Below are 13400 nucleotides of genomic sequence, written 5' to 3' on the forward strand. Positions count from 1 at the left end.
CCTGCCATCTCGCTCTTCAAAATTCCGAGCACCCATTGCGCTTGCTGCTACTCACGCAACTCAGCAGATTCGGCCGTGAACGCACACGCGTCCACTCGGCGGCCAGCACGTCGCCTTGCTGGTCGGCGCGGTCCCCGTCGAGCGAGCCTGTCGCAAAGCAGATCGGCGGCGGGCCCAGGTTGCGATCGAAGGTGTAGGTGTTGGTGTCTTCCCTCACCACGTCAGGCGGGGCCGGCGGCGAGAGGTCCAGCACCAGCGCGCCCGGGATGAAGTTGATCGCGTAGCCCTCCTCGGACGTGAACTTGCCGTTGATGGCATAGCGCCCTGCCGGGCTGCCGGGGTTGGCCGGCGTGAACAGCGCGCCCTTGATACCGGCACCGGTGTCGCCGAGGATCAGGCCACTCTCGTCATAAGTCATCATCGGGGACAGCCGGCCCGACAACGTTCGCTGATTGGCAGCGGTCAGCGTGAGGACGGGCTGCTGGGTGTAGATGAAGTGATCGTCACTGCTCGGCACGACCACGCTGCACGCGCCGCCGTAGCTGCAGTGATAGAGGTTGGGCAGGCGCCCCGAACCGGCCAGCCCGCCGCGTGTCTCACCTTCCCAGGTCTGGGCCCATACGCGCCAGGTGCTCCCTGTGATGGCGCTGCCGCTGGTGTTCTGCAAGCGCCCGGCCGTGACCAGGTCGGCCGAGGTCGCGCTGTTGACCTGACCCGTCAACGTCATGTCGCCATCGAAGTTGCGCAGGCGCACCGTGTCGGCCGACACGCCGCCGACGGTGAGCGCACCCGCATTGGCATAGTCGAAGCGGCCCGCTGCGCTGCCGGTCAAGGTGCCGATCTGGTTCGCGGGGTTGTCGAGCAACACGTCGCCAGTGCCGGAACTTGCATCGAGCAAGTTGGCCACGATGCCCTGCGACGGCGACGCGGGCGCGAACAACGACCCGTCGGCCTTGCCGGACTTGCCGGCTCCCGTGGCCGCCTTGCCGAGGCCGCTGCCCGTTGCCTGCGTGACGCTGCCGTCTGCATGCAAGACCGCGGAATTCGTCGCCGTGACGGGGCCGGCCAGCGTCAGGTCGCCATGCATCGCGTTGATGTTCAGGTCGGTGGCGGCCAGTCCACTGCCCGCCATGGACTGCTGCGCGTCCACGACGTTGACCGCGCCAACGGTCAGCGCACCGGCATTCGTGAAATCGAAGCGGCCAGTGGCGCTGCCTGCGACGGCGCCCACGTTGGCGCCCGGCGCATTCAATCTCACGTCGCCGGCGCGCGCGGTGGCCAGCAAGCCATTCGTCACGGTCAGCGTGCCGGTCGACGATTGCGCGATGCCGTTGCCTTCGATCGCGAGATCCGTCGCGCTCACCGGCGCATTCAACGCGAGGTTGCCGACGCCGCCGGCTTGCAGGATGGCGGTGCTGGCCGAGTTGACGCCGGCATTGACGTTCAGGTCGCCTGCGTTGGTACGCACGCGCACCGCGTTGCCCGTCACGCCGCTGCCGGTTTCGAACAGCGATGCGCCTGCCCGGATCACGCCGAGTTGCGCCGGCACGCTGACGGGGCCGATCGCCAGCGCGTCGGCATCGGTGTAGTCGAAGCGCCCCGCTGCGGTGCCCGCGAGCGTGTCGGCGTGATTGACGCCGGCGCTCAGGTTCACATCGCCGGTGGTCGAGCGCACCAGCAGACCGCCTGCGGTGATGCCGCCTGCCGCCGTCTGGCTGATCCCGCCATTGGCCAGCAACGCCAGGCTCGTTGGATCGATCGCCGCGTTGAGGCTCAGGTTGCCGGCGCTGCTCTGGAGCACGGCGTTGAACCTGGCCGTGACGGCTTGGTCGACGGAGAGGTCGCCCGTGAACGCGCGCACGCGCAGCGAGTCGGCCGTGATCCCACGCGCCGATGTCGGCTGCTGCGGGTCGGCAACGGTCACGGCGCCGATGCCCAATGCACCGGTGTTGTCGAACTCGAAGCGGCCTGTCGCGCCGCCCGCGATGGTTCCGACCTTGTTGACCGCCGCGGTCAGTGCAACGTCGCCATTGAATGCGTAGGCAATCAGGCCACTGCCGACCGACAGGCCTCCCGTCGTCGTCTGGCCAATGCTGGTGGCAGCCAACGCGAGACTGTCGGCACTGATCGCTGCGTTCAACGCGAGGCGGCCGACGCCGCCAGCTTGCAGGAGGGCCGTGCTGGCCGAGCTGACGCCGGCATTGACGGCCAGGTCACCGCCGCCGGTACGGCCGCTGCGAACGCGCACCGCGTTGCCCGCCACGCCGCTGCCGGTCTCGAACGACGGCGCGGCTGCGCCAGCCGAAAGCAAGGCGGGTTGCGCCAGCACGCTGACCGGGCCGATCGCCAGCGCGTCGGCGTCGGTGTAGTCGAAGCGCCCCGATGCGCTGCCGGCCAAGGTGTCGGCGCGATTGACGGCGGCGCTCAGGTTCACGTCGCCTGTGGCCGAACGAACAAGCAAGCCGCCCGCGGAGATGCCGCCTGCCGTCGTCTGGCTGATGCTGCCATTGGCCAGCAACGCCAGGTTGGCTGGATCGATCGCGGCGTTGAGGCTCAGGTTGCCGGCACTGCTCTGGAGCACGGCGTTGGTCGTGGCCGTGACGGCCTGGTCGACGGACAAGTCGCCTGTGAGTGCACGCACGCGCAGTGCGTCGGCGCTGATGCCACTTGCCCCTGTCAACTGCTGCGAGTCGGCCACGGTCACGGCGCCGATGGCCAGCGCACCCGCGTTGTCGAAGTCGAAGCGGCCTGTCGCGCCGCCCGCGATGGTTCCGACCTTGTTGACCCCCGCGGCCAGTGCAACGTCGCCATCGCGTGCGTTGGCGATCAGGCCACCGACCGACAGGCCTCCCGTCGTCGCCTGGCCAATGCTGGCGCCATCCAGCGCAAGGTTGTCGGCCCCGATCGCTGCGTTCACCGCGAGGGTGCCGGCACCGCCCGCCTCCAAGATCCCCGTGGTGGTGGCCGCGACTCTGGCATCCACGCTCAGCGCGCCGTCGACAGTGCGCACCCGCACGGCATTGGCCGCCAGGCCATCGGCCGAGAAGAACTGCTGCTGCGCCCCCGGGCCGACGATCGAGAGTTCCGTTGTCGTGCCGGTGCCGCGTCGGACCAGCACGCCGACCTCGTCGATCGACAGCGCATCGGCGTTGGTGAAGTCGAAGCGCCCGCCCGCGCCGCCGGCCACCGCACCGACGTGGTTGGTTGCCGCGATGAGGTTCACGTCGCCTGCGGACGCCTCCGCCACCAGGCCATTGGCCGTGATCCCGCCCGTAATCGTCTGGTTGATGTTTCCGAGCGCGGCCAACCCCACGCCGGGCGCGTTGACCGGCGCGTTCAGGACCAGGTCGCCCGTGGCGGCCACGAGCACCGCGCTGGTTCCGCCGGTGACGGCCTCGTCGACAGTGAGGCCGCTCCCCTGCGCCATGACTTGCACGATGTCCGCGCTGATCCCGTTGCCGACGATGGGCTGCTGCAGATTGCTGCTGGCCACCTGGCCGATGGTGACGGCGCCTGCGCCGGAGAAGTCGAAGCGGTCGGTGGCGCTGCCGGCGATGGTGCTCACGTTGTTGGTGACCGCGTTGAGAGTCACGCTGCCGTTCCGCGCAATGGCCAGCACCCGGTCGGACGTGATGCCCCCGGCTGAGGTCTGGGCGATGCCATTCGCGGCCAGCAACGACACATCGTCGGCCACCACCGGAGCGCCAAGGACGACGCTTCCGCCGCTGCTGCGCACGACCGCGGAGCCCGCCGCGGTCACGCCTGCGATCTGCGCCTGCGTGCCGTCGGCGAGCGTGTAGCCGACCGTGCCGACGCTCAACGTGCCGGTGTTGGTGAATTCGAGATTTGCCGCGACATTCGTCGCCAACGCGTTCACTGCATTGCCGGGGTTCGTCAAGGCCACGCTGCGGTTAAGGTAGTAAGGAGAGGCCGGCGCGAAGACCGCAAGGCTGTCCGCAGTGATGCTCCCCGTTTGCGTGATGGTGCCGGCGGACCCTCCGATCAATGCGAGCGATCCCCCCTTCAGGTTCATGTCGCCATTCACCTGGAGGCTGCCGAACGGACCCGTCTGCAAGGTGAGATTGCGTGGTTCTTTCAATGTGATCGGGCCAACGACCTGGACGCCTGATCCGGATTCCGAGCCGAATGAGATGTTTGGCGCGGCCAACTGATCCAGTTCGGCTTGCGAGATGACGAAGGTATCGGTGCGATCTTCCCCTCCCAGCGTGATCAAACCGTTGAACTGGTTGCGCCGAACGTTGATGGCGCCAGTCACGCTTATGACCGGCGCGTCGATGTCAATGGCGTCGACGCCCGGCTGCGACTGGGCGGAGAGGGTGATATGGCCCGACTGCGTCGTCACCGCCGCGGGCGTTGCTCCCTCCACAGACGCGAGGGTGATGCCCGCGATGGGTACAGAGGTCGAAGCCACCGTTCCGGTAATGGCGACATTGCCGGTGGTCGTGGTGATGGTGCTCTCGTTCCCGATCAGCACACCGCCGATGCCGACGGCGTTCTCGCCCCGCGGTTGGGTGCCAGTTCCGCTGATGCTGACAGCGCCGGTGCCCGAACTGATGTGGAAGTCGTTGAGTTTGACGCCGTATTCGCTGGCGGGAGGGACTGGAGGTGGAAGGAAAAACGCAGCAAGAACGGCGGTGAGGATAGGACCGTCAGGATCAGCGGGAAAGGGATCGAAGGGACCGCCGGGGTTGTCGGGATTGCCGGGGTTGTCGGGGTTTTCCGGCTCGTCGGGCTCCTCAGGAATGACCGGCCGTGTCAGGCGGGTTCCAGTGCCATCCAGGCTCACCTTCCCGCCCTCGGTCGTAATGCTGCCGTTCGTCAACGTGATGCCCGCCGCACCTCCCGAATCGCCCTTCATGGTGACGGATCCAGTGCCGGTCGCGATGTCGGCGCCGGTCATCAGGATGCCCTCGGCATTGGTCGAACTACCCGTCATGGTCACGGATCCAGCGCCGGTCTTGATGTTGCCTCCTGTCATCGAAATACCCGGAGCATTGGTCGAAGTACCTGTCATGGTCACGGATCCGACGCCTGTCGTGATGCTGCCTCCTGTCACCGAAATACCCGGGACATCGGGCGAAGTGCCTTTCATGGTCACGGATCCGACGCCTGTCGTGATGCTGCCTCCCGTCATGGAGATACCGCTGCCGTGGGTGGTGGTAGCGGCCGTCATCAGTGCGTCTCCGCCGTTGGTGTCGATGTTGCCAGCCAAGACGATGAAGCCACCCACAGAATTCGCTGAAGGCGGGTCGCTCTCGAACACGACGCCCAGCTTGCCGCCGGTCGACTTGATCGAGGCGCCAGCCGGAAAGGTGATGTTGTTGTGTGCAAGGAACTGCAGCTTCGCATCTGACGAACCGGCGTAGTTGATTGCCACGTCGTCGTCGAACGTGATGTTTCCGTTTTGCGCGCCCGTGTCGCCTGTCTTGATCGTCACCGTGGCGTTCTTGCCCAGGGCGCTGGCGATTTCATTGTCATAGACCGCCGATGGCTTACTGGGGTCGTCGGCAAGCGGAAACGGAACTTCCAGGTGGGGCGGGGGGCAGTTTGCTTCGCAGGGCCCGTCATTCGCAGGGCCTGCCTTGACAGTGATGCTCGCCGGATCGAGCAGCCACTCCCCAGCCTTCCCTGCGGCTGCACTGGTATCGACCCGCACGCTTCCCACATCGAAACGTCCACCCGAGGTTTCGACGAACCCGCCGTTGCCGCCGTTCGGGCCGCCACGCGCAGTGATCGGCCCGCGCGCCTGCAGCGTGCCGTCGCCAAACACCATCACCTTACCGCCATCGCCCTTGTCCATCGCATCACTGCGCATGCTCGAAGTTGCCAGCAACACTGCGGCATCACTCGCATGCACCCGGATGCTCCCTCCCCCGGCACCGCCGCTCGCATCGATCACCGCGCCGTCATCCACCAGCACCCGCCCGCTGTCGACACTGACGCTCCCGCCCTTCAGTCCCGCCTGCGTGCCGGTCGCATCGAGGGTGCCGGCCACGCGCACATCGTTGTTGCTGCCGCCGCCAAGGATGATCTCGCCATTGCGCTCGACCAGCGAGTGCGCCTGCACGATGCCCTGCTGGTTCACCACCCACTGCGAAGGCGTGCTGCCCGCCGCCAGCATGGCGACGCGTCCGCCGTCGGCGGTGAGCGTGGCCCCCGCTGCGTTCTCCGTCGATGCATGGGTCGCCTTCACATCGGTCGACACGCGAAAGGTGGTGAGCCCGTCGCCCGCGAAATCGACCGCGACCTGCCGGCCCGACACCAGGCCGATGGTGCCGCTGGCCACGTTGATATCGCCCTCGTTTCGCACCGTTTCGCCCATCAGTGCCACAGTGCCGCCTTTGCTGGCGCGGATGCTGCCGGCGTTGACCACACTTGCATGGTTGCCATCGGCGCGCTCGAACACCAGTTGCTTGCCCGCCATGAAGTTGTCGTTGCGGATATCGAGCGTGGAGGCCACGAGACCGCCTGTGTTGACGACCGATCCCTTGCTGAACAGCACCCCATTCGGGTTGACCAGGAACACCTGTCCGTTGGCATTGAGCCGGCCTGCGATGGTGGACGCATCGGGCCCGACCACGCGATTGAGCAGCACGCTCGCCACCCCCGGCTGCGCGATGTTGACGGTGCCACCCGCACCGATGGAAAAACTGTTCCATTGCGCCATTGCACGGGCGGTGGACTGCGTGATGTTCATCGTGCCGACGCCTGGCTGGCTCATGGTGACGCCGCCGCCGATCGCCTTGAAGCCGGTGGGCAGCGTCTGTGCAAAGGCCGGCGCAAGCCCCGCGGCCAGCAGGCAGGCGACGAGAGGGCGCAGGCTGACCACGCTGGCATCGCAACCGCGACGGAGCGCATCAAGGCGAGTGTTCATGGTGTGCCTCCTTCGAGAGTTGCTCAGAAGCTCTTCTGCGCCTGCACATGGAAGCGCGGGTCGCTTCTGCCGCCGTCGGTGGTGGCGCGCGGCGTGCCGTCGCGCCATGCGAGGGTGGCGTTGATCGAGAAGTTGCCGGGCCGTGACCACGACACGCCGAAGCCGGCGCCGCGCAGGCTGTGCCAGGTGCGGCCGTCGAAGAGGGTCGGGCCCCTGACCGTCTTGCCGCGCGCCGCAAAACCCTGCTTCGGCGTCACGCGGGGCAGCGGGGCGTGGGGTCTGGGCCGTAGCCCATGGCACGCCGGGCAGACGATCACCGGCACGGCCCACCTGGCCCTGCCTTGCCAGCGCGACGGCGTATGCCGCTCAAGTCTTGACAGCCATGGCATTTGACTTCCCCGGCGTGTGCCACCGCGGTCCTCGCATTGCTGCTCGCGCGGTCCGGGTCCGAAGGGCCGAACACCTGGCAGGCGGCACTGCAATCGAAGGCTCGTCTGCAACGAATGCCAATCGCAATCCAGGCGCTTCGTGAATGCAGCACGCTCCTGCACAGATGAATCCGCGGTTGACCATGTGCTTTACTTTCCTTGCAAAAACACAGGGCGGAGGTTCTTGACCCTTGCGACGCTTGCCGCCGTCCGCTCTCGGCTCCCTTGGTGTTGGCAATGGTCCCCTTCTTCCAAACATGGGGCATCACCAAGAGTGAGTAGCTCAAAACCGGACCCTCTGCGATTCTTGAGATTCATCGGTTCCCCGGCTGAAGGACTGTTCCCAAGAAGATGCGCGTGGCGATGCACCCCGGCGGCGTGGTGTCCGTCGCGAAAGCGCCAGGTACAGGCCGGTACACGATCACTCGTGGTCGAGCCGAAGGGTCGATTTCCTTACGCAGCCAGCACGACGGCGAACTCGATCACTGCGTACAGCATCGGGGCGCGAGGCGACTTGACGCGGGCCTCGTCGGCGCCGGTCAGCACCGGCACCGCGCCCTGGTTGCTGGCGATCGATCCCGCCGGGAAGTTCCTGTACGCCGCCGACTCGCAATCCTCTTCCCTGTCGGAGTACGCCATTGACCATACGAGTGGCCGCCTGGGGGCGACATCATGTCTGGATCTAGAAAGCCGCACACCCATCGCGCCGATCCGTATTGACGCAATTCAGCAGGTTCGGCCGCGAGCGCACGCGTGACCATTCGCGGGCGAGCACATCGCCGCCCTGTCCCGCGCGGTCGCCGTCGAGCGCGCCCGTGGCCACGCAGATCGGCGCCTGGCCGAGGTTGCGGTCGTAGACGTAGGTGGTCGGCTCCTCGCGCAGCACGTCGGGCTTGGGCAGGCCCGAGAAGTCCGTGCGGCGGGGGCGTGGCACGGGCGGTTCGACGATCGGCGCCTGCGTCACCGTCAAGCGCCCGGGCGTGACCGTGAACGCATAGCCCGCAGGCGATACGAAGTTGACGCCATCGATCGTGTAGACGCCTGGTGGGCTGTTGCGGTCGGCCGTCGACGAGGGGTTGCCGCTGAATGCGGCATTCGTGTCGCCGAGGATCAGGCCGCTCACGCTGAAGACGAAGGGCGGGTTGTCGGCGCCTTCCACGCGTGACGCATTGGCGATGGCGATGCCGGCCGTCGGTTGCTGCGCATAGATGAAGTGGTTGTCGGTGGGCGACACCGTCACCGCGCACAGGCCGAGATAAGTGCAGTTGTAGTAGTTGGGCAGCGGCCCCGAGCCCGCCAGATCGCCACGCTTCTCGCCGACCCAGGTGTTGGCCCGCACGCGCCACGGTGCGCCGGAGATAGCGAAGTTGTCCGGGTTTTGAAAGGTGGCCGCCGCGACCAGGTCAGTCGAGGTGGTACTGCGCACGTTGCCGGCCAGCATGAGGTCGCCAGTCAGGGTGCGCACCAGCACTTGGTCAGCCTCCATCGAGGTCGTTGCAAGGGACTGCGGCAGATTACCGGCGGCATCGAATCCAGTGACCGTGACCGCGCCGATCGCGACGCTGTCGGCATCGAAGTACCTGAAGATGCCGGCCGCGCCGCCACCGACCGTGTCGGTGCTGACGTTGTTGGCCGGGTTGTCGAGCAGCACATTGCCGCCGGTGGACAGTGCCAGCAGCTTGCCCGCGGTGATCGGCGCGCCCTTGGCCTGTGTGATGTTGCCGACGCTGAGCAGGCCGATCTCCGTGCCCGACACCGGCGCGTTCAGCGTGATGTTGCCGCCGCCCCCGTTCTGCAGCGTGAGCTTGGCGATGTTCAGCGTGCCGACCACGTCGATGTTGCCGGCATGCGCATTGCTGCCGACCACGAGGGTCGGTGCCTGCATGCGGGTGAGTGTGTCGGCCGAGATGGCGAAGCCGGTGACCGCCGTGCCGCCCAGCGTGACCGGGTTGGCGGTGCGATCGACCGGCGTCACGACCAAGGCATCCGGGGTGCCCGCCACATCGACGCCACCCGGGCGCAGGTTCAGCACCGTGCCCGCAATGACGGTCGCCCCCCCGACGTGCGCGCCCACGGACAGCGCGTCGACGGACCGATCGTTCGCGGCGCGCAGCACCACGACGTTCTTGCCTGTGACGAGCGCACCGGGGTCTCCCGGAATTTCCTGCTCGGGCAGGGGCGCCGTCGCCCCCGCGAGCAGCACGCCCGCAGCGGCGCCCTGCGTTTCGCCGGTAATGGTGATGTTGCCGGTGCCGGTGGATGCGACCAGTGAGCGGGCGCCCAGCAGCACGCCATTGTTCGGTGCGGTGCCGGCCGCACCGGCCAGCCGCAAGCCATTCACTGTGATGTTGCCGTCCTTGCTTTGCAGGGTCGCCGTTGCGCCGGAGAACGCCTGGGCGTCGATCTGCACGCCATGGCCGGGCGTGGAGGCGCTGTTCCCGGCGAAGCCGCTCCCGGCAAAGCTGCCCACGCCGTTGAGCGTGATGCCGCCGCTGGTCGTGAAGATGCCGGTGGGCGCCTGGTTGGTGGTGACCACGATGCCGCTGCCGACGGTGCTGGTGCCGAGAACGTCGACATTGCCGGTTGAGGCGTTGATGGTGGAGGCGTTGATGAGCACCGCACCCGAGGTTTGCCTGAGGCCGTTGGGAACCCGGCTATCGCGCCCGACCAGCGACACGTTGCCGCCCCGGCTTGCATCGTTGCCCTTCGAGTAGGTATTGATGCCCGTTTCCCCGGTGGCCGTCACTGTGTTGCCGCCGCGCGAGTCGATGGTCGATCCGGCGATGCAGATGGCGCAGCCGCCCAAGTCCGTCTTGCCCAGCGCACCCTTCATGGTGATCGTGCCGCCGTTGCTGTAGATCGCGGCGCCGTTGAAGATGCTGACCGCTCCGGCGGCGCCGGTGGTCGGGGCGGAGTTGTTGAAATCCGCATTGAGCGCGACGTTGAACGGGTCGGCGCCGTAGCCGGCGATGGTGCCCCCGAACATCGAGATGCCGCGGTTGGCATTGAGCGTGAATGTGCGCGGGCCCTTGTCGCCAGCGTAGGCGATCTGCACGTTGTCCATCGTGATGGAAACGCCGTTCGTCGGCTCGCCGATGCCGGTGTAGATGGTCACGTTGCTGCCGATCAGGGCGCGGTTGATATCGCCGTCCAGGATGGTCGAATCCACCAGCGGCGTGAACGTGTCGCCATCCAGGCCGCCGCCCTCGTCGCCATGGTTGATGGTCACCTTGAAGGGGTCGATCAGCCATGTACCTGCCGTGCCCGTCGGCGCCGAGGCATCGACCGAGATCCCTTGAAGATCGAATGCAGCGCCCGAGGTTTCGATCTGGCCGCCGTTGCCTCCGTTGACCCCGCCCTTTGCCTCGAACACGCCATGGGCCTTGATCGTGTTGTCGCCCTTGGCGGTGATGGTGCCGCCATCACCCGTGAGCCGGGAGGCACTGGCCACCAGGACCGCGGTGTTGTCCAACTCGAGTACGCCGCTGCTCTCCGGGCCGGCAGCCCCGATCGCATGGACGTTGACGGTGCCGGCCTTGCCCGCGCCGCTGCTGTCGAGCGCAACGACTTCATCGCCGTCGCCGTTGCGGATCAGGACGTTGCGGCCCTGGACCACGATGTTGCCGCCCGGCCCGGTCGTGCTGGCCGTGCTCAGGAGCACACCGATGTCTTCCTCCGTGAACCCTGCCACGGAAAGCGGCGGCCCGCCGAGCGGCCTGCAGCAAGCATCGATCCGCACATTGCCGCCCTGGCCGTTGACAGTGAGGTTGCCGCCCGGCGCCGTCATCTGCCCGCCGTTGATGTCGACGGACCAGGCGTTGCCGAAGTTGGTCTGCACCACCGGGGCCCCCTCGGTGCCGACGATCTCGAACTCCTGGCTGCCCGTCGTGCCCAGCACCGTGAGGTTCTTGCCGTTGCCGGCCGAAAGGGTCGTATCGACCAGGCTCACGCCGGTGCCAGCGTCGTAGGTTTGACCCACGTTCAACGCGCTCGGGGTGATCCCGCTGATATCGGCAGCCGTCCCTTCGAGTTTCAGATTGCCACCGGTCACGATCGGGGTTCCGCTGATCGTGATGCCGCTGCCTGCATCGACAGAGGTGGGATGCGGATCGTTCGCCCCCAGGTTGCGCGAACTGCCCAGCAGCGAGATGTCACCCGTCGAGGCGTTGATTCCCGAGTTGAGAACAATGCTGCCGAAAGGAACGGAAAAAACGTCGGCACGCACGTCGATGCCCGAAGTGTTGAGTCCGCCGCGTCCTTCGATCGCGATGTTCCCCGAACCCGTCGTGATGCCGCTGCCTCTGATGATCACACCTCCGTTACCGACACCCAGTGACTCGTCTCCCAGCGCTACCGAGAACGACTGGCCTTCGCCACGCATGCTGATGTTGCCGCCAGTATTGCAAGCGACCTGGTCGATGCCGCATGTCGACACCCTGCTGCGGTTCAATTCGATTCCAGCGGCGACGCGCTCGGTCGCGTCTTCTTCATCAGCGGCGACGACCGGGATCGCCTCACTGACCGCGCGCCCCGTCGCGGGTTTGCCTTGTCCATAGAAATTGATGTCGCCTCCGTTGGTCCGGATCGTGGCGCCCATCGTGGGACCACCGTCTTCGTTGACTGGGATCTCCTTCGTACCAAGCACGATGGATCCACGTGGCTCGAAGGTTCCGTTGATCGATATCACTGGCGGAGCATCGGACCCGGCCGAGTCTGAATCGAAATTGACATTCAGGGCGCCCGACTTCGACACGATGCTGGACCCGTTCTCCATCACGATGTTGCGCCGCGAATTGACGGTGAGAGTGGCTGCGTCGCCCGCCTCCTTGAGGATCTGGCTGTTCTGCGCGAAGTTGACGCCGTAGCCCGGCGAATCGCCGATCGCGACCGCGTTGCTTTCAAGGGTCACGTTGGTGCCCTTGCCGAGCGTGTCGCCAATCGTCTTCGTGTCGACGGTGCTGAGATCCTTGTAGCCGATCGTGTCGCCGGGCGAGCGCACGCGCAGGTCGGTGTTGGCGCTGAGGGTCCAACTTCCGTTGGCGCCGTTCGCGCCGCCACGGGCATTGATGCTGACGGCAGGATCCACGGTGACCGTATAGCCCTTGGTCGTGATGGTTCCGCCGCCGCTCTGTGCATCGGCCGCGCTTGCATCCAGTTTTCCGCCGACCATGACGGTGCCGCGCTGCCCGCCCTGCAGCACGATCTCGCCGTTGCGCGACTCCATGGACTGGGCAATGAGAGTACCGCTCTGGTTCACCACCGAGGAGCCCAGGCCGTAGACATCGGCCATCAACACGATATGGCCGCCATCGGCCTGCACGGTACCCTTGTTGATGACGCTGGCAATCGATGCAAAGGCCGAGACCTTGAAGGTCGTCAGCCCGTCGCCCTGCAAATCGACGGTGACCGAATCCCCTGCGGCCAACCCGGCGGTGCCTTGCGCGACGTTGATGTTGCCTTCGTTGCGGACCGTGCCACCCAACAGCGCGATCGTGCCTTTCGGGGCGCCAGTGATGGTGCCCTGGTTCAACACCGTGCCGCCCCCGTTCGTGAACTTGAAAGTGCGCGTCGTCTCGTCCATGACATTGTCATTCGAGACGTTCAGCGTCGACGCCACCAGCCCCCCCACGTTGACCGACGCCGTGGGGCCGAAGGTCACGCCGTTCGGGTTCACCAGGAACACATGGCCATTGGCGTTCAGCGCGCCCATGATCTGCGTCTCCTTGCCGCCGACCACGCGGTTGAGCAGCACGCTGTTGACGCCCATCTGCTGGTCCACCCGCACGCTGGAGCCAAAGTCGATGTTGAAGGTATTCCATTGGCCGACGGCACGCAGCGTCGACTGCCTGATCGTCATCGCAGTCACGCCCGCGTCCACCTGCGTGAAGGCGCTTTGACAAACGGCACCAGCAACGACACAAACACCGCCACGCAACTGCGTGAGTCCGGTCGGCAGGTTGGTTTGCGCACTCGCCGGAACGGACCCGATGCACGCGATCGCGAGCGCCAGCGGATGCAGCTTCACACGCAGCGGACGACGCGCGCAATGGACAGAAACTGGTGCAGTCATGGGGAGA

Annotated in this window: 4 protein-coding genes; 1 reads left to right on the top strand and 3 read right to left on the bottom strand. The window is 66.5% G+C overall.

Features of this window, described 5'->3' with window-relative positions; translation table 11 throughout:
* Window positions 1-16: 16 nt before the first annotated feature.
* Both WKW82_RS14400 and WKW82_RS14405 read right to left on the bottom strand, forming a co-directional pair.
* Window positions 17-6895, bottom strand: coding sequence for a two-partner secretion domain-containing protein (locus tag WKW82_RS14400; RefSeq protein WP_340342984.1), 6879 nt, complete (start codon window positions 6893-6895; stop codon window positions 17-19).
* Window positions 6896-6918: 23 nt separating this feature from the next.
* Window positions 6919-7152, bottom strand: a complete 234-nt coding sequence (locus tag WKW82_RS14405) for a hypothetical protein (protein WP_340342985.1) — start codon at window positions 7150-7152, stop codon at window positions 6919-6921.
* Window positions 7153-7750: 598 nt separating this feature from the next.
* Between WKW82_RS14405 and WKW82_RS40615 the strand changes: the two genes are divergently transcribed.
* Window positions 7751-8080: a beta-propeller fold lactonase family protein gene (locus WKW82_RS40615; RefSeq protein ID WP_422823478.1), complete on the top strand. Its 330-nt coding sequence runs from the start codon at window positions 7751-7753 to the stop codon at window positions 8078-8080.
* Here the strand turns inward: WKW82_RS40615 and WKW82_RS14415 are convergent.
* Window positions 8006-13393, bottom strand: a complete 5388-nt coding sequence (locus WKW82_RS14415) for a beta strand repeat-containing protein (RefSeq protein WP_340342987.1) — start codon at window positions 13391-13393, stop codon at window positions 8006-8008. The two genes, WKW82_RS40615 and WKW82_RS14415, sit on opposite strands and share 75 nt — an antisense overlap.
* Window positions 13394-13400 lie beyond the last annotated feature (7 nt).

Source organism: Variovorax rhizosphaerae (genome assembly GCF_037889975.1).
Classification (GTDB): Bacteria; Pseudomonadota; Gammaproteobacteria; order Burkholderiales; family Burkholderiaceae_C; genus Variovorax; species Variovorax rhizosphaerae.